The organism is Aquicella siphonis, assembly GCF_902459485.1.
GTDB lineage: Bacteria > Pseudomonadota > Gammaproteobacteria > DSM-16500 > DSM-16500 > Aquicella > Aquicella siphonis.
This window is the reverse complement of sequence record NZ_LR699119.1, coordinates 672,495-694,690: the sequence shown is the minus strand read 5'-3', so window position 1 is coordinate 694,690 and position 22,196 is coordinate 672,495. Positions and strand designations below refer to the sequence as shown.

Annotated in this window: 21 protein-coding genes; 7 read left to right on the top strand and 14 right to left on the bottom strand. The window is 39.2% G+C overall.

All coding sequences use genetic code 11. From position 1 onward, the window contains the following. Nucleotides 1-92: 92 nt before the first annotated feature. The 8 genes from AQULUS_RS13180 to AQULUS_RS03290 all read right to left on the bottom strand — a co-directional run bounded on the left by AQULUS_RS13180 (nt 93) and on the right by AQULUS_RS03290 (nt 7,253). A complete protein-coding gene (locus tag AQULUS_RS13180; RefSeq protein WP_148338637.1) occupies nt 93-302 on the bottom strand; it encodes an endo alpha-1,4 polygalactosaminidase in 210 nt (69 codons plus the stop codon). Next, nucleotides 299-1,138, bottom strand: a complete 840-nt coding sequence (locus AQULUS_RS03320) for a hypothetical protein (RefSeq protein ID WP_148338636.1) — start codon at nt 1,136-1,138, stop codon at nt 299-301. The genes AQULUS_RS13180 and AQULUS_RS03320 overlap by 4 nt, the downstream gene beginning before the upstream one ends. A 174-nt stretch (nt 1,139-1,312) precedes the next feature. Next, nucleotides 1,313-2,086, bottom strand: a complete 774-nt coding sequence (locus AQULUS_RS03315; protein WP_172622714.1) for a hypothetical protein — start codon at nt 2,084-2,086, stop codon at nt 1,313-1,315. Nucleotides 2,087-2,107: 21 nt separating this feature from the next. Then, nucleotides 2,108-2,707 (bottom strand): hypothetical protein, encoded by a 600-nt coding sequence (locus tag AQULUS_RS03310; protein ID WP_148338634.1) that lies wholly within the window; start codon nt 2,705-2,707, stop codon nt 2,108-2,110. Nucleotides 2,708-2,881: 174 nt separating this feature from the next. Further along, nucleotides 2,882-4,006 carry a GNAT family N-acetyltransferase gene (locus tag AQULUS_RS03305; protein ID WP_148338632.1) on the bottom strand — a complete coding sequence of 375 codons (1,125 nt, stop codon included), beginning with the start codon at nt 4,004-4,006 and terminating at the stop codon, nt 2,882-2,884. Continuing rightward, complete coding sequence (locus AQULUS_RS03300) at nt 4,003-4,539, bottom strand: GNAT family N-acetyltransferase (protein ID WP_148338630.1); 537 nt, start codon at nt 4,537-4,539, stop codon at nt 4,003-4,005. The genes AQULUS_RS03305 and AQULUS_RS03300 overlap by 4 nt, the downstream gene beginning before the upstream one ends. After that, nucleotides 4,503-5,663 (bottom strand): MFS transporter, encoded by a 1,161-nt coding sequence (locus tag AQULUS_RS03295; protein WP_148338628.1) that lies wholly within the window; start codon nt 5,661-5,663, stop codon nt 4,503-4,505. The genes AQULUS_RS03300 and AQULUS_RS03295 overlap by 37 nt, the downstream gene beginning before the upstream one ends. A gap of 168 nt (nt 5,664-5,831) precedes the next feature. Then, nucleotides 5,832-7,253 carry a LirA/MavJ family T4SS effector gene (locus AQULUS_RS03290; protein ID WP_148338626.1) on the bottom strand — a complete coding sequence of 474 codons (1,422 nt, stop codon included), beginning with the start codon at nt 7,251-7,253 and terminating at the stop codon, nt 5,832-5,834. A 524-nt stretch (nt 7,254-7,777) separates the two neighbouring features. Between AQULUS_RS03290 and AQULUS_RS03285 the strand changes: the two genes are divergently transcribed. Both AQULUS_RS03285 and AQULUS_RS03280 read left to right on the top strand, forming a co-directional pair. Next, entirely contained in the window at nt 7,778-9,025 is a 1,248-nt protein-coding gene (locus tag AQULUS_RS03285; protein ID WP_148338624.1) for a protein kinase domain-containing protein, read from the top strand. A gap of 185 nt (nt 9,026-9,210) precedes the next feature. Then, entirely contained in the window at nt 9,211-10,434 is a 1,224-nt protein-coding gene (locus AQULUS_RS03280; protein ID WP_148338622.1) for a hypothetical protein, read from the top strand. 218 nt (nt 10,435-10,652) lie between these two features. On the opposite strand, the gene AQULUS_RS03275 is transcribed toward AQULUS_RS03280, so the two are convergent. Beyond that, nucleotides 10,653-11,516: a GNAT family N-acetyltransferase gene (locus AQULUS_RS03275; RefSeq protein WP_232051822.1), complete on the bottom strand. Its 864-nt coding sequence runs from the start codon at nt 11,514-11,516 to the stop codon at nt 10,653-10,655. A 323-nt stretch (nt 11,517-11,839) separates the two neighbouring features. Between AQULUS_RS03275 and AQULUS_RS03270 the strand changes: the two genes are divergently transcribed. Next, nucleotides 11,840-12,403 carry a nucleoside/nucleotide kinase family protein gene (locus tag AQULUS_RS03270; protein WP_148338619.1) on the top strand — a complete coding sequence of 188 codons (564 nt, stop codon included), beginning with the start codon at nt 11,840-11,842 and terminating at the stop codon, nt 12,401-12,403. An 89-nt stretch (nt 12,404-12,492) separates the two neighbouring features. Further along, nucleotides 12,493-13,104, top strand: a complete 612-nt coding sequence (locus AQULUS_RS03265; RefSeq protein ID WP_148338617.1) for a LysE family translocator — start codon at nt 12,493-12,495, stop codon at nt 13,102-13,104. Between the two features lie 22 nt (nt 13,105-13,126). Here the strand turns inward: AQULUS_RS03265 and AQULUS_RS03260 are convergent, their stop codons facing one another. Continuing rightward, nucleotides 13,127-13,498 carry a DUF6968 family protein gene (locus tag AQULUS_RS03260; RefSeq protein ID WP_148338615.1) on the bottom strand — a complete coding sequence of 124 codons (372 nt, stop codon included), beginning with the start codon at nt 13,496-13,498 and terminating at the stop codon, nt 13,127-13,129. 71 nt (nt 13,499-13,569) lie between these two features. Then, nucleotides 13,570-14,364: a hypothetical protein gene (locus AQULUS_RS03255; RefSeq protein WP_148338613.1), complete on the bottom strand. Its 795-nt coding sequence runs from the start codon at nt 14,362-14,364 to the stop codon at nt 13,570-13,572. 333 nt (nt 14,365-14,697) lie between these two features. Here AQULUS_RS03255 and AQULUS_RS03250 point away from each other — a divergent pair, with 333 nt between their 5' ends. Continuing rightward, nucleotides 14,698-15,201 carry a GNAT family N-acetyltransferase gene (locus tag AQULUS_RS03250; protein ID WP_148338611.1) on the top strand — a complete coding sequence of 168 codons (504 nt, stop codon included), beginning with the start codon at nt 14,698-14,700 and terminating at the stop codon, nt 15,199-15,201. Here AQULUS_RS03250 and AQULUS_RS03245 read toward each other — a convergent pair. Together AQULUS_RS03245 and AQULUS_RS03240 are read right to left on the bottom strand one after the other, a co-directional pair. Beyond that, on the bottom strand, nt 15,180-15,392 hold the full coding sequence (locus tag AQULUS_RS03245; protein WP_148338609.1) for a hypothetical protein: 213 nt from the start codon (nt 15,390-15,392) through the stop codon (nt 15,180-15,182). The genes AQULUS_RS03250 and AQULUS_RS03245 overlap by 22 nt on opposite strands. Nucleotides 15,393-16,146: 754 nt before the next feature. After that, nucleotides 16,147-16,995, bottom strand: coding sequence for a hypothetical protein (locus AQULUS_RS03240; protein ID WP_148338607.1), 849 nt, complete (start codon nt 16,993-16,995; stop codon nt 16,147-16,149). A 252-nt stretch (nt 16,996-17,247) separates the two neighbouring features. On the opposite strand from AQULUS_RS03240, the gene AQULUS_RS03235 reads away from it, so the two are divergent. Both AQULUS_RS03235 and AQULUS_RS03230 read left to right on the top strand, forming a co-directional pair. Continuing rightward, complete coding sequence (locus AQULUS_RS03235; protein ID WP_148338605.1) at nt 17,248-18,081, top strand: LirA/MavJ family T4SS effector; 834 nt, start codon at nt 17,248-17,250, stop codon at nt 18,079-18,081. Between the two features lie 439 nt (nt 18,082-18,520). After that, the gene (locus AQULUS_RS03230) at nt 18,521-19,813 is read left to right on the top strand and encodes a serine hydrolase domain-containing protein (RefSeq protein ID WP_172622713.1); all 1,293 of its coding nucleotides are present in this window, start codon (nt 18,521-18,523) and stop codon (nt 19,811-19,813) included. Nucleotides 19,814-19,919: 106 nt separating this feature from the next. Here AQULUS_RS03230 and AQULUS_RS03225 read toward each other — a convergent pair whose 3' ends face one another. Continuing rightward, nucleotides 19,920-21,890 carry a YopT-type cysteine protease domain-containing protein gene (locus tag AQULUS_RS03225; protein WP_148338601.1) on the bottom strand — a complete coding sequence of 657 codons (1,971 nt, stop codon included), beginning with the start codon at nt 21,888-21,890 and terminating at the stop codon, nt 19,920-19,922. Nucleotides 21,891-22,196: the final 306 nt, after the last annotated feature.

The following is a 22,196-nucleotide window of genomic DNA, read 5'->3' as shown; positions in this document are numbered from 1 at the left end:
CTCACGTGACAGCATTGACGATACTGTTTATGGTTTATGGCCTATGGCGTGACACCGTATACCTGGCATGTTCCTATCGATATAGCCAGCGATCAATTACAGAATGTCACCGGATTGCCCAGGCTAAGCTTTTTCTTGATTGAACTGAACTTCATTGAAGCCGCCTTCGAGAAAAAATTTGAAGTTGATAATTTATATTCAACGTTAAATACTGCTTTTCCAGAGTTGATAAAGGGAATCAGCGCCTCGCATTCCTTATATTGAAAACGCTGTTCATTTTTTGCAAACCCATTCTGGATCATGATTTATTTTTTCGTACAAATCCAGCCCACAGCTCCGGATTTTCTTCCCAGGGGGCTTTTACCTTTTGGCCATTTCGCCAAAATGTTACATGACTTGATAGTGTCTTGCCATTAACCGGCATGTCTTTGTTTTTATAAATATGCCGCAATTCTTTTGCGGTAATAATAGTTCCCGCTTTTCCTTCTTTTTTAACGACTGCATCCATATCCCAAGCATGATTACCACTGTCTAGAATGAAATGAATCTGATTCCCTTTTAAAGCTGTTTCTTCTATCTTGGCTTTGCAAGATCTGGTGATATATTTCATCCTTTGGGCTTTGGCTCGTAAATCGCCTTCACTAATACGGTCACGGTATTTTGCCAGATCCTGATATTTCGCATTAGCATGTGTATTGAGAAAATCATGATACTCCTTTACTTTCATATCCACTTCGGACAAATTGGCGCCGGCATCATCACCACTCTCTGGAACAATATATCGATTCTGCATATCAACGGTAGGCACTCCGCCCAATGCCATTGCTTCACCGCCCAGAGCTTTATGTATATATTGGGCACGCGGACGGCTCATTCCGTAAATAAAATCATGACTCCTGTTAAATTCGGTTCGGAAAAGATCATAAGTCGAATCATAACTTCCAATGCTCACGCCCAACTTTGTAGCTTCATCAGCTTTTATTGATTCATCGACATTGATCTGAGCGTCAGCAGCCACTTTTTCCCTGAACTTGCCCATCACATAGGCGTTGGTAGAGCTTGCTTCAGGTGATTCAGTGTCCGCCTTTTTATTTAAATTTTTTTCTAAATTTTTCGCAATGACTTTTCTTAATAACATATGAATTCATCCTCGTTCGACTAGTTCAATTTGAATTTTAAGGAATCATGTTGTTATCATTTTTAAGTATAGTCGAAAATATACTCATTGAGATGTTTGATAATATAAACGCAAGCTATTGATAATAATATAATATTATTTATTCAATTGATCTTCATGACGAGAAAATCACGCTTACGAGGAACGTTTCATACCAATACTTTGACGATTATTTTGCACGACTTCACGCTTAATCTCATCAATATGCTTGTGCATGGTATCCGCGGTTTTTTTGTCAATCAAACCTTGATTCGCGATAGCCTTGATTGCCGTATGAGCATCCATATCGAACTTGTCACTAGTCCTGTCCGCGCTTAATGACTGTTGAAAAGTTGTCAGTACTTGTCCCAGCGTTTTTTGCACACCGGCGTCAACATCGGACTGTCTGATATAATCAAACGCACTCTTGAATTTCTTATTTTCGCCATCATGCAATCCAGCCGAGGCCTGAAATGTTGCGTTCGCTCTTGATTGTGGTTGTGCCGCATCGTGTACCAGCGCACTATACATGGAATGCGGCTGAGTGCGGCCGCGCGTAGGAACATGTAACTTTTCAAAAACCTTCTGCGCTCGCTCTGGCCCAAATATGACCGATCCGTCCGAACCCCTGGCAGCATTACCCGCAAAACGGGCAAATGCCTGTGCGGATGTCTCATCTTTGAAATAGATCTTAATTACCTTTTGCTTTTTGCCTGGATCTTTATCATTTGCCACAACCAGATCACTGGGCTGAAAATGCCCTGACGGATTCAGATGCATGCCAGCAATGGCTTTTAATACTCTTGCCTTGCTGCTGAGAGTCTCTGAGTGAGGGTGCGCAATAAACTGGGGCTTTGCAGTTGTGTGATGCGGCGATGACATTTGCGGCGGTGAAGAGCGGGATACCCGCGGCACTTGTTGCTGAGGCATTTGTGGCTGCGGCATGGCGGTTTATTGCGGCGACACTGGAGCTGTTGCAGTGAATTGCCGACCTGGCCCGGATGGCGCATACCGGCTCTGCATATCCAACAATGTAGATTGGATTTTCTGAGTTTGCTGAGAAGTCAGCACAGATGAAATGCCGCCGCCGATGGCAAACGGCGATTTCGTATTGGATACGGTATCTTGATTTTGCCAGCCAAGCATCGCGCCGCCGCTAGAGGCAAATTGCTGCACATGGTCCAAATCTTCCTGCAGCCACCGATCGTGAACTGCACCAACACCGCCAGCCTGTGCGCAAGTGGTAATGGGTAAAATCTGAAAAACAGATCTCAAATGTTGGTACCGGGGATCAGTCAGAAGTAAATGTTCAACTTCAGCCATGATCCTGGCCTGATTTCCGCCGTCTGTTCCTGTCTGCCAGTGTCCCTCTCGGTAGGCATCACGAATTTGAACGCTTTGATCATGGTTGGCTGAATACGTAATTCCGACTTTTTGATGACCTTGCGCATGCAGGGCTGCAACACGATCCAGTATATCTGTTGCCTGCTTCCTGGTTCCAGTAGTGTAATTCAAATTAAGCGCTTGAAAGACGCCAGAGGTTGGAGCCATACTGAAAACCTCCATTGCCCGTTAAGACACATAACCCTCACATTTGCTGTCTTAACAAGAATTAATAAGGTTAATGCATATATTTTTATTATAGGACAATAAAAATTCATCAGGTCAGCATAAAGATAATCACATAAATACATGGAGTTACATGTTACAAAGTGGGGCATTCCTTTAAATCCATGTCACTTTCAAATCGGGTAAATCGTTTAAATCATTTCTCACGTAAACCAAGGTATCGGAAGCCATCCCGGTTGCCGGCTTGATCCGGTTGAATTTCATTCGTGATTCAAGACGATACCCCAGTCGCTCAGGAACTTTCTTGCTTCGCTCATTATCAACATCACAAGTGATTGCCAGTCGTTTTAATCGAAGCGCTTCAAAAGCATATCTCGTGACAGCATTCACCGCCTCTGTCATATATCCCTGACCAGCATATTTTCTGCGAATCCAATATCCCGTTTCAGCACACGGCACATCCCAGTCAACATGATGAAATCCTGTTGCACCTACAAAGTCATTTGTATTTTTGGAAAAAATCATTATCATCAATTCGTCATCATGTTTTTTTCTATATATCCAGTTTGATGACTCCCGCCTGACAACATCTTCTGATTCTTCCAGCGCGGGTCTGTCTTTAGCCCACAACATGAATTTGTTAAGCGTCTCAAAGCTTTCTAGAATTGCTTCATTCAATTTTTTCCCGTCACCAATTTGCGGAGGTCTCAAGATTAATCTGGGTGTTTCAATTGGCACGGGAATATCAAGTTCAATTTCGTCTGCATTAAGCAGCGACTTTTTAAAATATAATATCAACTCATCATCAACCATGATCTGATGATTGTAAGGAACAGGCTGTTGATGAGAATGCAACCCGTTTCCATCCGGTATATAGCCTAGATTGACATAAAGCTTTTGAGCATCGCCATAATCCGCAGTCAACCCTACGCCAATGCCAATAGCAGCATATCCGTTCTTCAAGGCATGGAACTCACATTTCTTAATTAATCTGGTCGCTATCCCTTGACGACGATAATCAGGCAATACATTTAGATCGCATATTTCAGGCGTCCTGTTTTGACGAAAATGCGGATAGCCAGACTCCCATTTAAGAGTGACGTAACCACAAAACCTACCCTCTTTTTTGGCAACATATACTAGTCTGATATTTCGTGACTGCTCAGAAAGATACATATCATACAAGTTCTTAGGTTTATGCCAGCCAATCGCTTTAAAGGCCGGGATAATTTCGTCAATGTCGTTTTGTTGTAAAAGGAAAAGAGAGAGCTTGTCATTCATATTGTAATACTCATGACTGTTACACGATGTCCCAAATAGCTGTCATAACCGATATGTTTCCATCCCAGTTTTGCATACCAATCCGGGATTGTAGGGTCGAATGCCAATAAATATAATATTTCATGGCCTCTTGATTTGGCCAGCGCTTTAATTTGATTAATTAGATTTTCGCCTAGCCTTTTACCGCGAAATTGAGGATCCACCACCAGACTGCCAAGCCATGGCTTCATTTCTGGTCGAATGCCATCTGATTCTCGCAGACACGCCATGCCTATGGGTTTATCTTGATTTAATGCGACAATAGCGAGAGGCATTTTATCAATCTGAGCATGCCTATGCAGTGCTTCTGCGGCCTTTTCAACGGAGGCTTCGCTGTTCCAATGGCGGCTGATTTCTTCGTACCAGAGCCTAGCGAGTGCCGGGATATGCTTTTTGCAATCGTGCAAGTATTTAACCTCAATCATTATTGAATTTTCACCTGCAATCTCGAAAATAATTATTGTGACCGGATCTTTTTCATCAGCAAATAACATATACAATTAACAAAAAGATATGTCAACGCTATTGGCATAACTTTGTTTACCGGCAAAAAAGTCGCATAGTAAGTATACGCCCCGAATGCCAGCCATGTGGTTGCAAATAAAAATGCGTTACTGGATGCCGCAAGATCAGGGAATTGTGACAACGACTCGCTCACAAACATGGCAAACATGATAGCCGCACAAAATATGATGATAAATAGAGGCACAAGAAAAGAAGCAACTGTTATTACTTCAAAATAGGAAAATGCCGCCAGAATGACGATCATCATTGACTGCACAAAAAGCGATGAAATCACTTTAATGTTATGCTCAACATTAAATAAAATACGATTTGTCAAATTACCCAGAAACCACGCAAGACCGAGAGACAAGGCAACATAACCATACTCCACTGCCGACAAGCCCAATGTATTCTGAAAAATGAATGGGCCTAAAATACTGCTTAAAGCGGTATACCCGAATAAGACGCTCAAAAATAAGGTACGAAACATATAAGACTTGCTGGCCATGATGATTTTGTAATTATGAATCAAATGACGCATGGAGAATTGACGTTTTATTTTTATCGTTTCAGTTGTAAAACATAGCATTAAGATCAATAAAATAATGATATATGCCAAAAGAAAATAAAATGATGCCTGCCATCCAAAATAATATTCACAATAACCGCCAATGAACGGCGCCACAATAGGCGCCAATGCAAAACTGATCGTGAGATAATTGAATTTTTTCTTTAATTCATTTCCTTCAAAATTGTCATTAAGCAAAGCCCTTGCAGGCACTATCATAAATGCGCAGGCAATTCCTTGCAGAGCTCGCGTGGCTATAATCAACGACACGATTGGCACATGAATGATTGTAACGACGGTTATGAATTGAATCACAAGAGAGGTAACGATCAAACTTTTTCTGCCTATCGCATCACTCACAGGGCCTGCCAGATATTGGCCCAGCCCCATTGCGATTACAAAAGAAGTCATCGTTAATTGAACAAACGAATCATCCGTCGAAAATGCTTGCGCCATATGCGGCAAGGAAGGCAAATAAATATCGATGCTCATTCCCGCCAAAGGGACAAGAAGATTAGCCAATACGGCATACCGAGTTTTATTCATATTGGCAATAATACTCTTTGTAATAATCAGAAGCCAGACAGCATTGCAAGAACGATAGTTACCGGAGACTGCTATCTCAGCTCATCAAGTTTTAGTTCGGTTTCAAGTTAAAAACAACGCGTTTGCCGGAATGACCAAAAAACATCTTACTATAAGGAGACTGGCTTATCACCTCTTTATTTTTATAAAGTCTTCGTTTCGATTTTCTTTAATGAATTGCTCTACAATACTTGAAGCATCTAGTGGCGGACGGCGTTCAGCGCGCTGCCATAGAGCATACCCACGTCTTTGAAATTGGCTTTCCTCAGCAAAACGAAATCGTTGATATCCTTTCTTTTTATTTTCGTCCGTTATCATGATATTCCATAACTTATCGAGATGCTCTGGAAGTAAAGCTTCTTGAAGCGAAAAAAAACCATTGTCAATAAATAGCTTGACTGTTGCCATATCATTGGCACATTTTTTTGCAATTTCGGGATTGACTTGATTTAAATCAATTTGATTAATAACTTGAATAAGTATTTTTATTTTATCAAAGTCAAGGTAAAGAGGCATTTTATTTCCTTTGTTATCGATATGATAAAGCTGCCTGAATGATCCCGTTCCCACAATAAGATAAGTATCATTATAGTGATCCGGAATAGGAATTTCAGGAAACGTGGGCAATATATAAATTTTATATTCTTCTCCCGCGCCAATAACCTGTAATCCGGATTCGTCGTATTCTTTTGGGATGCCGCGACGACGAGCTTGATATTCATCCATTCTCTTATTATATCGATTATTAACAAGAAGACTTAAAAAAGCCAATTCAGGATCCTTCTTTTCATTTGCTTCTTTTAAGAGAAAATGCGTTAAAGCCTCAGGCCGAATAAAAATAAATTCATCAATTGGCGTATCGATTCGATCCAATATTCTATCCCATAAATAAACTGGTGACTCACCTTCTTTTTGGGTAGCAGGCTCACCTAATAATTTATAAAGGATAACAGGATCAAAGTTTAATTTAAGCATTCCTTTATTCCAGCAATCAGTAACGATAAACCATTGCAATTGATGTGTAAAATCACCATGTCGCGGCGACACTTCCGGATCTTTAAAATGAAAACCCAAAGCAATTATTTTCCTAATCAAGTCAGGCGATAAGTCACCGCCTATCATCGAAGGTGTTTTCCTATAACTCCAAAGTGATGTTTTACCATATCGGGGCGTTTCTTCTCCTGTTTTTGATTTCTCAATTATTTTTGCTTTTCCTTCAGGGCTAAATTCAAGATCAGGAACTTGATTGAACTGAAAATGATCAAACCAGGATGAAAGCAAGCTACTTAAAAGTTTATAATTTTTTGCGATTCTTTTGGCAGATGGGTTTTTGTCAGATTGATTTTCCTGAAGTATGGCTTCATATAAGCCATTTTCTTTAGCAAGCTGAATCAGCAATGAATTTAAACTCTTAAGAGAAGGAATACAGCGCTCACCGTTACTTAACAATGCGCCAATATGCGCAAAATCCTCTCTTGCTTTTTCGTCCAGAGAAGGATAATCTCTATCGAATTCGCGTTTAAGTATTTGATAATAATCATCATGAAACATAAACAAACCCATTTCATATAATGATATTAATTAGTATATCATTTGTATCAGAGTCGCAATTCAATTATTAATACGGCCGCAAGTCTTCCGGGATCGCCGCTGTCATTGGATCACTCTGTGCCAGAGGGATTTGAAATTCAATTGCGAGGAGCGTGACTGTCTTGGCATGGCTGGTCGGTGTTTTAGCATCACCCGCAGCATATTATCATCCCGTTATCTGATCGCTAACACTGGTCAATAACACCATCAGGTTGATGAATTTCGAGTCAGTGACTGAATCACCGCTTAACGCATTGCAAGGTCAAATGATCAGGTATTGCGGTTTGTTATATCGAATTAGCCCTCCAAAGATGTAAATTGAAAGGCTAAGGCTTAGAATTTAATCGCAGCGTGTGTCACGCATGCCTGTTGAAAGAGCATTAACACACAAACTGCAAGATCATGATTATCATGGTTGAATATTAATAATACATTAATATTCAATCTATATAATATCAAAAAAATTATATACATACGAGGATTTTATGCAGCGCCAAGTAACAGTTACTACGCCAACAAACAGCCAAAGTGTCATTACCATTGATGATTCCAGAATGCTGGGCAAGGGGAATTATGGGAAAGTATATGCCGGTAAAGTCACTATCACCAAAAAAGAGCTGGCCGTTAAATTAATCGCGGTATGTGGCAGCAAAGAAAAACAAGATTGCGACAATGAAATTGCGACAATGAAATTGCTGACAGGAGCAAAGTTCAAGAATATTATCCAGCTTCACGGATATGATTTTTCAATAAATTCTTTTAATTCCACCTTTACAATTGCTATGACATATGCGGCTAATGGTACGCTGCTTGATTGGCTGACCGGAAAAAGGCAACCGTATTTTCCGCCTCAACAACAAAAACAAATAATGCGTGGTATTGCAAATGGATTGTCATATATACATGAGGCCAATGTCATTCATTGCGACCTCAAGACAGATAATATATTGCTTGATGATAATATGGAGCCAATGATATGTGACTTTGGGCTCTCCAAAAGAGTCGGTGTTGACGACCTTTACAATATTCAAGGGAATAAATTGTTTTCATCACCAGAGCTCTTATTAGCCATTTGCAATGGACAATATGAACGTCATAGTGAAAAATCCGACATGTATGCTTTTAGTTTGCTATGTTGGTGCATCGTTACAAAATCCGAAGTTCCATATAATTATTACGATAAAAGAGGCGATCTGAATGGATTATTCAATTGGGTGGTCGTCCAAAATAATAGAGAAGTTATTCCGCCTGAGCCGCAATGCCCTAAACAGGTTGCAGATGTCATAGAACTTGGATGGGACAGGCTCCCTGAAAAACGTCCAACGGCAAGACAAGCATTTAAAATGCTAAGTGATAACCAGGGTAAACGTGAAGTTGCGGATGAGAATGTGAGCGATTCCCCACTTGCTGCCGCAGTTTCTGCATCAAGCAATACACTAATTTCTACTAAGATCTCGCCCTTAGACGCCGCATCATCTGCTTCTTCGTACACAAACTTACTCATTACCTCAACAATCGTTTCAAACACCGATTCATCTAATATAACGACATCGGCATGTGAATCACCGCATATTCAGCACTCACAGGCGCAGCATTCCAGGGATTCATTGGTTGAATATAACCAAAAATCCAAAGACTCTGATTGTTTCGCAAGATTATTTTCAAGATTGAATGAAGTGTTTATTAATCCTGATGAAAAGAAAGCACATCTATATACTAGGAAAATCTTGTAATCTTGTTTTAAACCGGGTCAGGCTTGCATACTTTCTAATTCTTTCTTAAAAATAAGATATTGAATCATTTAAATAACTCCGTCTCCTAAGTTCGATTTCATTCCGAATTATTTATAGAATCCTGGCGTGCTATAATATAAATAATGTCAAAACATTCCAATAAAACAAGAACGACGGAGTAAATCATGGAAGCGCGAAACAATACCGAAAAATTGATTGCCTTGGCAAACAAAAAGATAGAACGTGGAATTTATACGCGGCTCGCTCAAGCCCTGAATTGTGAAGCCATCAGTTTTGAAGATTTACTCAATGGTAATGGATCCATACCACCCACACAGACCAGAGTTACATTTTATGGGCACAGTGATGGTGATGTGTTTGGGGGCGGACATAAATATTACAATGCGGAAGAGTTTTCCAATCACGTGCTAGCGATTTTGAAAACAAACCCCGGCATTAGAGAAATCGATTTGCTTGCCTGTAATGTTGGTGCGTTTGACATGAATGGCGAATGCTATGCATCCAAAGTAAAGCAACTGTTATCGAAAAGTGGATATGACATTCAGATCAATACCTTTGTCGTAGATAATAGTGATAACAGTATTGTAAAATCATTTTTCGTCGTTGGTAACCTGAACGTGGATGATCAGTCTGGTGAGAAAAATGCGACAGGCACGTCATATTTGAATGCAGACGAATTTTCTCTGGATATACTGCGCAGTAGTGACCAAGGCCTTTATGCTGCATACATGGCTGTGCGGGAAGACAGGGAGCATCTGGAAGAATACAAACTGATTTCAGCAATTTTAAGCACATTTTATGAAATCATAGAAGCCGAGATGAATTCGGATGAATTCACAAAACAGGATGCTCTTAAAATATTTAAAAAAAGCATGGCCACTCATAAATTTTTTCGTGGAACTGAGGATTTCGAGTCCACATTAGACTACATTATCAAGAAATATAACATTCAATTTATGGAAAATGAAAAAACAGCATCCTTTCGCTTCAATAATGTATCTTACGGGTTCAAATATCGCAAGGATATCAGTCGTGAAGCAAATTATTTTGATGATATGCAGCTTGTTGCAAAACAAAAATATGTCAAATCCTATAATGAATGCTCACAAATGCGATCTGAACGTGCACGAGTCATGAAAGGCAGTCTATCTGACATACGTACACACCTGAAACCAGTCATGCTTCCTGGCAAGACGGCAGTCAGAACAAAATCACCTCATGGCGCCCGTGATTTTCGCATACAAAGCCATGCCAGCAGTTATTTACGTAAATCCAACATTAATGATTTCAAAATATTCAGCCATGCCAGCGGCGATATCTTGTCACAAAAGAGTTATGACGGCGAAGCAATCACTGTCAGCGTCAGACCACCGCCTAAGGGTAAGTAACTCTTAACCTATGCCATCCGGACACATTTGACCGGCTGTGCGCCACTTATTCCTCAACTTAAAAACACACAGTCGCACCCTGGTATATTGAAACAAAATTAACAATGCATGCGTTATCAAATCGAGAACAATTGAACGCTATTGTTGCTCGTACACCCAAGAACAGGATACATCGTCAATGCAATCTTTCTTGACATGGTTAAACTCTTGTTAATTGTTTAAGCATGTGACAACAATGGAAACATTACCCTGCTTTCTGTAAAAACGCCTGTTTTTCCTTTTCGGATGAATAACGCATCATCGTTTGCAATTTCTCTTGACTCAAATGATGAGCAATCTCTGGGAGTAAAGCCCAAAACAATGGTTTCTGCTCCCTTACACGGTAATAGTAATATATTAATTATTTCCTCCAGATCAACTTCAGCCTTACAAAAAACATCGTATAATACGAGTTGATTGTTATTAACTTGCGCGATTGCAATAGCGTCCAGTAAAGGTAGGTAATAAACGCATTCACTTAAAATTGTAAGGCCATAAAACATCACGAGATCAGCATTTTCATGCATAGACAGCACACTTATAGGATATGAATTTTTTGCATATTCGTAGAGTTTGTCTCTATTTCCCTGTATTTTCATATCCAGCTTTTCAAAACTTCCTGATGCATTGCCTTTTTTTATATCTTTAAAATACTCATATTCTTTAACACGGGTAAAACCCAGTTTCGGATAAAAGTTTAATACAGAATGGTTGGCAAAAAGATAAATCAGGTCACACCTGGTATTCCATTGATCAAGAATATGCTCCATTAGAAACTTGCATAATCCCTGATTCCTATACTTCATAGCGGTCATTACTGTACCGATTTGAATATATCGCTGCCGCCTGCCGAATACATAAAAATCCATGATATTCACAGACACATTGGCAACCGCGCTGCCCTGATCAAACAGGGTATAAGGAATATACTTTTCCTTCCAGAAACCCGACTGATACCAGTCTTCAAAGGAAAGCTTGAATATATCAACGGCCAGCTGATTGAAAGAATCCCGCAGCTGATTATCCGCCTGGTAGCCAGTCAAAAACCTGTATTGATCCGCGCTCAATCTCATCGTATCTTAATCCGCTTGCCAGTTTGTCCATTCTTCAGGCGAAATAAAACTCAAAGTATTTGCTGTCTGATTGAATGACTATTTTTCACCATCGAAATAATCCCACGATATTCTTTTTCATAAGATTTCCCGCAAAGACATCAGCCCGTGGATTTTCTCATAATTTTAGAATTTTGTCGTTGACAATTCATTAATATTCCCTACAATTTATTGGCGGTCACCAATATTGACACCTCTTTCACGTTCTATCGGGATGTTCTCGGATTAACGCCGCTGGTCAAGGAGTGGTTTGTATGACTCCAAAAATTCTTGGTATCAGCGGTATAACTGGCGCCGGCAAAACAACGCTATGCAAAGCGCTTGCGCATGAATTCAAATCAACGTCGATTTTCTGGGATGATTTTGATCTGATATCCACCAGCCCCTCAGATTACGTAGCTTGGTATCATCGCGGACAAGACTACAACGAATGGGATTATCCTGCTTTGGCTGAAGGAATCAGATTGCTGAAGACTAATCATCCCTTTTTGCATCCTGTACATCAATCCATACTGGAACCATCTGAATTTATTATTTTTGACGCTCCGCTTGGCAGACGCCATATTCAAACAGGACAGTTAATCGATGTTGCAATACACCTGTCGACGCCGCTGGATGTGGCTCTGTGCAGGCGATTGCTCAGGGATTACAAAAGTGACGCTCAGACAAAAAATGATCTCCTGGATGACCTCCAATACTATTTGTCATATTCAAGGCCTTTGTTTTTTGATGACGATATCAAAGCGCATGCCGACTTGATTATTGACGGCATGCTTAGCCTTGATGAACAAGTCCAGCGCATTTTGGAATACTTGTAATGGCACCTATTATCCTTTATCAACATCTTGTACAATCGATGACACACAATGAGCGCACTATACAAACAACTATAAGACGGGATTGATTAATGCCCACACTATTCATTAAGGGTTTGATCATTGGCTTTGCCATAGCCGCACCCGTTGGCCCAATTGGGGTGTTGTGTATTCAACGCTCACTTCATGACGGATTCAAAATTGGCCTTATGACCGGGTTAGGTGCGGCCTTCGCAGATGGCACCTACGGCTTAATTGCTGGATTTGGCTTGACAGCCCTATCTTCTCTTTTGATCGCTCAGCAATTCTGGATTCGGTTAATCGGCGGCATATTTTTGCTTTATTTAGGCATAAAGCTTTTCCTGACTCCGCCGCGAGAAAGATCAGCCGGCAGTTCTGATCGATCACCCTGGCACGCGCTTGGCACTACCTTTCTGCTGACACTAACCAACCCGGCCACAATCCTGTCATTTCTTGCTATATTCGCGGGACTTGGTTTGAGTCAAACAAGCTCTGATTACCTACATGCCATTACTTTAGTTGTGGGTATTACGCTTGGTTCAGCTATCTGGTGGTTATTGCTGAGTGGCGGTGTTGCTTTTATTTTGCATCATCGATTAAGTCCGGCTTTAATGCGCACTATCAATAAATTTTCTGGCTTAATTATTTTAATTTTTGGCATTTTTGCCTTATCAATGAAGTAGCACACAGCAATAGTTACATTCATCATGATTTCTTTATATCAGACTCAAGTCGCAAATCTGACAATAGTCCTGAACTATCGGGATGTGGGAAGCCTATATTATTATTTTCACTGCCAATCCATGTTAGTTTACCTTGCTTATATTCATCTGTATCAGCCAATACAATGCCAATTCTCTCCAAAGCTAAAAGCAGTGCTTGTACCTCATCAATGCCGCCGCACCAGTTGACCTTTTCATCCCTCAACCCGAAAATTTGATAAGGACAATAATAATCCTGCCCGTCAGAAAATTTCTGGGGTTTTCCAATTGATATAATAACCAGACGAGTTGCGTTATTATCTGTCAGCGTTAACGTTCTGCTTGCAACTACTTGACCAATTTCTGTTAACTGCATGTTTGTCTCATTAATTATTCACTACAAAATTATTTTATAAGCCAAAACGACTCAGCGTTCAAACAACCAATTTACCTGCCATGACGAGCAGTATGTCGTTTCAGCACCTCTCCCTTTAACTCCAAAGCACGGTCAAGCAATTTGCCTGTTTCCGATCTTCCCACCCCTCCTTTATCATACTTCTCATTACTATGGACTACACTGCTTAACTCGCGGATATCCATACCGCCTGAAAGATACTGAAGCACATCTTGCAAGACCGCATATTTTTGCGGATATCGAGAAGTAGCATCATTCCATTTGTTATTCTTGAAGCCACCGTCTTTTTTTATTTTCTCCATTTGGAGATGGATATCCTGAACAAGCAAGTCTTGTCTGTAATTGACTTTAACCTGATCCAATTTTTTTCTTACTGCGGAAAAATTTTTTTCAAGCCTTCCTTCATCATGTGACACTGCGTTTCTGTGTCCGCTGCTACTTGGGATTTCTTCTACATCATAACCATGAACATAGTCGTTTCTTGATGGAACATAGTAATACTCCTGATATGTTCTGATGTTTTCAGAGAGTTTTTCACAACGACGAACCAACTTTTCAATTTCATCTATCAAGTCTAAAGGCTCCAGATTGCTCTTTTTTAGCCTGTTCATTTCTGAAATGAATTCTTCACTTATTCTGGTTTTTAAATAGCCTAATTCACCATGCGTCGCTTTTTTAGACTCGCCTTTCTTCGGACTTAATAATTCATTCTGCCTGCCCGCATCCATATCATCATCAGCCCAGAAATGGGCCGTGTACTGAAAACTTGAAAGAGCTGATGCGATGATTTTTTCGTTAGGAGTCATGGACCGCTTGTTTTTTGGCATACCCCCTCCTCTGATATTTCATTTAGTTATTATTTTTAATATATCAGCCACGGCACAATTTTTCTATTGATGACTTGTTTGAAAATTGCAATGAGCCTGATGCCGCCATTCTTATTTTTTGAGTGATTCCATATACTTATCAATGAAATATGACATGATGAATATCAGGCATAGAATGACATGATTAAGAACAACATAGCACAGCGCATGATACCGTTTGTATGCCTTATTTCAATCCCTTAATGACACTTGACATATTATATGTATGCATTTAATGATGGGCGTATCTCCTGATGTATACCATTCACTGGCACAAGATGACAAAGAGCTCCCATGCATAAATATCAAATTAAAACCGACAGATTGGGCATGCGCCTGCTACAGATGAGCGACCTCGATTTGATCGCCGAACTCAATGCTGACCCGGAAGTGAGAAAATTCTTCCCCGATGGCGTCGTCAATCGGAAGCAAACAGCAGAGAGAATGCGGGAGTTCATCTCATTTTACGACAGCATGGGACTACCGTGTTTTGTCATATTTGACCTTGAAACAGGTGAATTTATCGGCCGCTGCGGATTTGGTCCCATTGAAACCGGCGAGATTGAAGTAGGCTACCTGATACGGCGAAAATTCTGGAACCAGGGTTATGCTTCTGAAGCACTAAAAGCATTACTAGATTGGGCCAAAGGAAACATTGATGCAGACTACATCATTGCCTTCACACCAACTGAACATCGCGCATCACAACGTGTCATGCAAAAATGCGGCATGAAATATTATAAAGTTGACATCGGCCATGGCCTGCAATGCTGTTTTTATAGAATGAAAAATCGATAACCATTGAAATAGGAAAACGTCAACCCCAACCTGACTGTATTTCCATTAAAGGCACCTACGCCAAAAGCGGCAAAATCGGGCTCACAGCCGCGTAAACGCGTGCCATCGTCGTAGTGAGCAACGAGCAGCCCAGGTTTTACCGGCAACCTGGCCGCGACATAAAAAACACCTCCGCATTTAAACGATGCCATTCAAATTAAAACACTTCTCGACTACCATTTATCTAATAACTGCAGGCTGATATAATTTCGCCGCCATTTGCTGTATGTGTTTCATAATACCAGGAACCGCCTGGTGGATTACAATTACCAGGTGAAAAAAAACATTGTTTAGTAGCGCTATTCCATACGCAGGTAGAGCCGTCATTGGTATATTGGCCTAAACTTACAGCGGTTCTTGAACACGCAGCGGAAGTCATGGGAACGGAATTTTGCTGATTATAACAAAGCGCTGCAAAGGAATAACCTGATAGTAGAAAAGTTAATGAAAACACTAATAATTTGGATTTAATCAAGTTACTACCCTCTCCAATAAATTTAGGATACATTTTAAATATAGCCCATAAAAACTGATCTGCCCACAATAAATCAGACCACCGAAATTTAGAGAAATCCGGCAGAATTACTCCTAACGAAAGGAAATATTTGCCATGAAAAAACGATTATGGAAGAATCTAATGAAGTGCATTTTGATCCTAGACAGTTAGTCAGCTCTGTTAATTAACCACACCAGTATGGAATTACTCAGGCATATCCTAGGCATTCTATTGCAAGATATTATTAATATATAACTCAAAGTAACGTAATCATTCAGCAATGTCCATTACTGAACGATTTCATTACTATAATAAAGCTATAAAAATTGTGAGCTATTATGTTTAGTTTTGCTTCATTCGTTATAGTGTTAGTAATTATTTGAAGGCAAGTGAGAAAGCCTTATGGAAAATTAAACTATATTGGGAGTTTTTTTTATTTCAAAGATATTTGCATCAATAAAATAACTAAATAAAAATTTACAATCTTTACAAAAATCCATTTCTGACAATTTATATGGCAACTCAGTGTTATAGGACTGAAATAACTTGGGGTTATTTCTAGCTCCTCTAACTAAGGTTTGCATAACCACTTCCTGCAATTTTAATTTTTGCTCCATCCATGTATAAATGACCTGACATGCTTGCTGCCAAGTAGTTTTTTCATTGGCCGCATCAAAGATATTTTCGATAACGGGCTTATAGAATTCTGATAAGCTATGATCGCTGGAAATTTTTGCAAATACTCTGGATAGTATCGTACCAGCAATATATTGAGCAATTTTATCATTATCTTTAACCGATGCGCGATCTGAACTATAAGAACCATTAGCCAACAGACAAAACGTGGGGCCTCCATCCACCGCGACAAGATTTTTTAGGCTGATCGGAGGCAGATTGAAAGCCTGACCGGCTTTATCGATCTTCATTTTTAACGTAACGAGTTCATCATTTCTAATTCCTTGAGAAAAAGAAATAATGACGCGCAGATTTCTGATATTTTTAACATCCCTCATGAAGTCATTTACCATCATTTGAAATGGACCATATTCAGCATTTCCATGCTCACCAAATGAGTGATACAACCCTAGTTTTACAACAGTATTATTTTCAGAATAAACAAAACCAATTCCCACACATCCAGCGAGATTGCACGTATAAAGTAGTGGCGGCACATTATATATAGGAAAGGTTATATAGTGTGGGTCACGCATAAAATGCGTCACATCTACATAGTATGGATTATTGCGAGAAATAGTCATTTTGTACCTCTATATTTTTATTATAGCAGGAGCAGGATAACATCTTGGAGTTGCAGCATTCTTAAAAAATGAGGACTTAAATGGGAAAGACCATCACTTTCAAATAAGCACCGCAATTTTTCTTGCAACCTGTTATTCCGTAGGAAGACAGTCACGCTTGCCCGTGGTTAACACCTTATTTCCAGAGATAATTTTTCCAACGTTTAAAGTGCACAATTTTGCTATACTTCATTTAAATCGAGGAAAATAAGAATGACAAGCAGTACGTGGCTGCCAGATAAAGCAGCAGTAAAGAAAGAGTATGATGGTATATCATGGGGATACAGAGGTTTGAATGAAACTCCAACTCTGCCTGATGGATACGGCCCGTTTATTGAAGATTGCGCCAAAATAGCGGTATTTTTACAAGATGAGAACGCTGTTATCAATCAGCTCAAACGATTGAATGTCTTATTAAAGGAAGAAGCGAAAATACAGGGCTTGAAGGTAAATGAACCCACTCCTTTTGGATATTTACAACATAAAAAAGTGTTGAGAAATGTTCTGGAACGAGAGTTGGCAAAAATGGGATTTCAACCCGATTTCGGTAAGACAACAGGCTTTCTTAAACCAGAAGTTTTTCGTTCTGCAATTAGCGCCGGTTTAATTGTAAAAGATCCCGGTGTAAGTATAGAACATGGTGAATTCACGCATGCAATTCAATGGCTATTGATTGCATGGCAGCAAAGTGATTCCGCATTTTTAAGCAAACCTGTCATCGATGTATTCAAACAATTGGGAGACGACCGCTCTGTGTATCCGCAATCATCCGGTACCGAAAAAAATATCTGGGATGTGATTGTGGATCAACAACCGACGGTTAGTCCGGATTGCAGATCACCTGAGCATTTGCACAAGCTTATTTTGACCAGCCAGGATAATGATTTGTTAATGCTGAAAATCCTGTGCGAAGAAAGGGCAAAAAAGCGCAGAGCCTCATTTCCAGGAACTGACGCTAATCCAAATAAACAAACAACACATAAAGAATATCAGGAATCTAATAAAGATAAGGCTTTACTTGTGCCGGCTCCAAAAAGTAAATTGTAATTGAAATGCTCGCCGGTATCTTCATCGTGATGGGTGCTTACTCAAAGAATCTGTGTACGCCCCCAAATGGGAAAGGCCCGATTATTCGGAAAGTCACACAGTTTTGCCGAAAGATCGCCAAAATGAGTATAGCCTCGTCAAACATCCTCTTTGACGGAGCATATTTACAGTGACATGATTCAATAGGTCATATGGCCATCATAATGCACTTTATCCGGATATTGTTTATAAGGAGAATTGCCTGTGATGGCGCTAAAAAGATGGCGACCCGTCTACCTTCTATTGAAGAGGTTGAAGCTGAATTAAGTTCTGATTAAAAGACTATTATGTGTAAAGCGATTGACATGCCGAGTTACATTATCGAGACTATATCTATGCATAAAACAGTTTTAGAAATATGAGCAATGACATTACTAAATCAACGACAGGATTGCTATTCATGACTTCCCAATATAATCATAATCTGACGTCTAAAATAACGAAGACTTTGCGTAAATTATTACAACCTATACAGCCTAATGGCACGATACTCATCGCGATTAACAATGATCCTGTCTATCAGCAATATTTTGGGTTTGCTGATATAGGTGAAAATCAATCAACATCTTTGCAAACGCAATATTTAATCGCCTCAATCACAAAACAGTTCTCCGCTGCTGCACTATTGAATGTCTTGTATATAGCGGCAAAAAACGGCAGCAAAACGGATGCTGAATTAGAAAAAAATGTAACGACAGCACTACAAAAAGCTGTTTCAAACTATTTACCTAGAACACACGAAATATGGGCAAATTCCATGCCGGAATGGGCCGACACAGTCACCTTGCATCAGTTGTTAGTACATTCATCAGGCATACCAAATTATACAAGCTTGCCTGGTTTCGACAGTTTGAAAAATATGAATGATGTCGATATTATCAGCATTTTTAAAATACATGCACTTGAGTTTGTCCCAGGAACAAAATTTTCATATACGAATTCCGGTTACTTTATGCTGGGAACGCTTATTCAAGAAATTTCCGGACAACCATTTGATCAGTATTTACAGACAACATTCTTTAATCCTCTGGAAATGCATTCTACTCATTTGCCTGTTGGCGGGACAGTTAATGATCTTAAGCAACATGATTCCAGATTTTCCAATTTAGCACGCGGATATACATATAACATTACAGTGCCGCATGCAAAATTAACGGAAGTTGATCATTACACAGCCATGCAAATTCCTGGCTCAGCCGGAGGCCTTGTATCGACAGTCTCTGATTTATTAATATGGAACAACGCGTTATATGGCGGGAAAATCCTTCCTTCATTTTTAGTGAATATGATGTTGCAGTCCTATATTCAAACTGAAAAACAAAATGAATATTATGGTTATGGTATTGAAATAAAAAACACACCATCGTTTGGCGTATACTATACGCACCGCGGTGGAATTCCTGGTTTTCAATCCAGATTGACATATATACCAGCATATCAATTATCGATTGTGATATCTGAAAATGTCCGTGGAGATAAAGAGAGACTATATCCAGAAATCGAAGCGATTAAACTTGAACTGCCGAAAACATTGCCTGAAAGTGAGCTATCACAAAGACTAGAGGAAATACTTGAAAGTAAATATCCAAGTGTTGCAGAAAATCGAATTCACTACCAGCTGACACCTCTAGAAGATTCCGTGATTAATGTATTGGCTAACTCAGCAACCCCAAGAGAGAACCATCATGAATAATTCTAAAATCATGCGTTATATTATACGTTATAATGATAAAGAATCTATTCGATTGAAAATATTGCCAAGAAAGTGGCGTGACGAAATTATTCAACAGATCCAAAAATCAGCCAACATGACGCCTACTCATTGATGACTGATGCTTACTTTGTTTTTGCATTTGATTTAGCAGGTTTTGTAAGGTTTGCGAGGTTTTGAGGAGTGATTGATGATGATGAGGCTGAATATTTCTCATGACCTGATAAAAAGAATCGACTTCTTCTTTACGTCCCTTTATTATACGCACAAAAAATCCTGTATAATTTTCAGAACATCTTTGTTTAACTTTACCAATCAATTCATTTAAACTTGAATGATTATACTGCGATAAGATATTAATAATGTCATTAAAAGTTGATGGCAATTCATTGCGATCACGCATAAGACTCATGAACTTGACAATCAAATCCAGCACCTTAGCTTGCAAGATACGTATACTTGCCGGATTAATTTCATACCTTGAAACAAAATTTCTCACAAAATCATAAGACCTAGCGGGAGAGTCATTAATTATCCGATGATCCTGGATAATTTGTCGATGGGTTTTCTGACGTCCTTTCGGCTTGTCAGATAACCACTGATCAACCACTGTTGAAAGCGATAAAGAGGGATGAGCCCTATGAATTCTCCAGCGTAATTCTCTTAATGAGTCGATTTTAGATTCAGAATTACCCCATATATTTCCATGCAATCTGCCTATTTCTGCATTAATAGCATGTATAGCTCTTTCTTTTAGCAAGAGATGATATTTATCTTGATTATTTTTTTCACTTTTTAAATGAATTCCATCCTGAACAACCTTATTCTGTTTTAATTTTTCAATTTCACTATAGATTCTGGATCTGGTTGAATCCACCATCTCATCTTGTTGAACAAGAATCTCATCTTGCAAATCACTACAATAAGCTGATAAAACAGCGCTATGACTTACAACCTTTTCTTTCTTATCAAAACTATTTGCCTTTAGCTTTAATACGTTGCTGCTATCTGAAAATTGTAATTCTGGTATGGTTGCTACCGCACCTTTAGGCTGTTTGCCAATAGGATTCAACCCAATCATGCACTCTTGATGATTCATCCTGTATTCTAAAAATAATTGAATAATCCAAGCCCTGAATGATGTGCTATTTTTAAAAACAAACAACCCCAAATTAGGATCAAAAAATTCGATTTCCCCCGTTTTTAATTTGCGCAATCCCATTGCATGGCCCGCATCCAGACGATTAAAGGAAAGCTTGTAAATTAAATGAGTGTCGAGTGATGCTATGACATTATCAACAGCTTCCCAAATATCCATTACATTTTTGCAAATGATTCCGCGTTCTTTTTGGCCTTGATTATTTTGATAAGAAAAGGTTTTTTCATCATGTCTAGGCAATGCCAAATATTTTCCGGCCGATTCAACTTCATCCTTCCACTTTATTACATGGCCATGACATACGCCTTCAAAATCTATAGATTCACTCAATCTTCCCCGAATAGGGTCAAGTCCTTGCATTGAAAGAATGAATCTTGCACCCAATTGATTAGCAAATTGATAGAGCGGGTCTGATAAAACACTACTGGATTTATACTTGCTTACGCTAAAAGAAATAGATTGAGCTGCTTGCTTTACCCCTTTAACGCAAGCTTTAATTTCTTCAAAGAGTAGACGATGCTTTCTTGCCAGCTTGTGATAACGCCCGTTTGGATCTTCAATATCCTTGAACAATTGCTCCATCATTGCCAAAGAAAATCCTGCACCATGCTGCATTGCATCGATGGATTCTTCGATTAAATCAATTTGAGTAATATTTAAAAATTGTTTTGATATTGTTATTTCGCTTGATTTCTGGAGTTTTTTTGTCTTCCAATAATTAGCAAGTATACCCGAGCTTCGTAACCAACCGCGTTGAATATGCTCAAAGGAACGAATTCTATTCTTCAATTCATTGAATAGGTTATTTTCCTCCTCAGACAAAATAGCCTTATTTTGCTTTTGGTAGCTTTCAATGTCTATAAGGACACGCGCAAGTACGAGCTGGGAATGTTTAGCCATAAAGATTTTTAATAATAATATTTTGTAATATCTATATATAAATAATAGCTTGTAAAAATTATATTTGATTATTATTAAAAACAGATTAAATGGTCATTGCCTTAAACCTTCCTTAAGAGCGCGCCACACACCAGATATCCACTGAACTATTAACTGGTATTGCGCCATATTAGACAGAGCATCTTAATCCGCTCAGAGTGTTTTGCAGCAAGATAGATAAAATTGCAAATTAAAACATAAACTTACATCATCTAATAGTTGCATTTATTAGACTGGGTTTCATATTATTGGTAACTATATTTAACT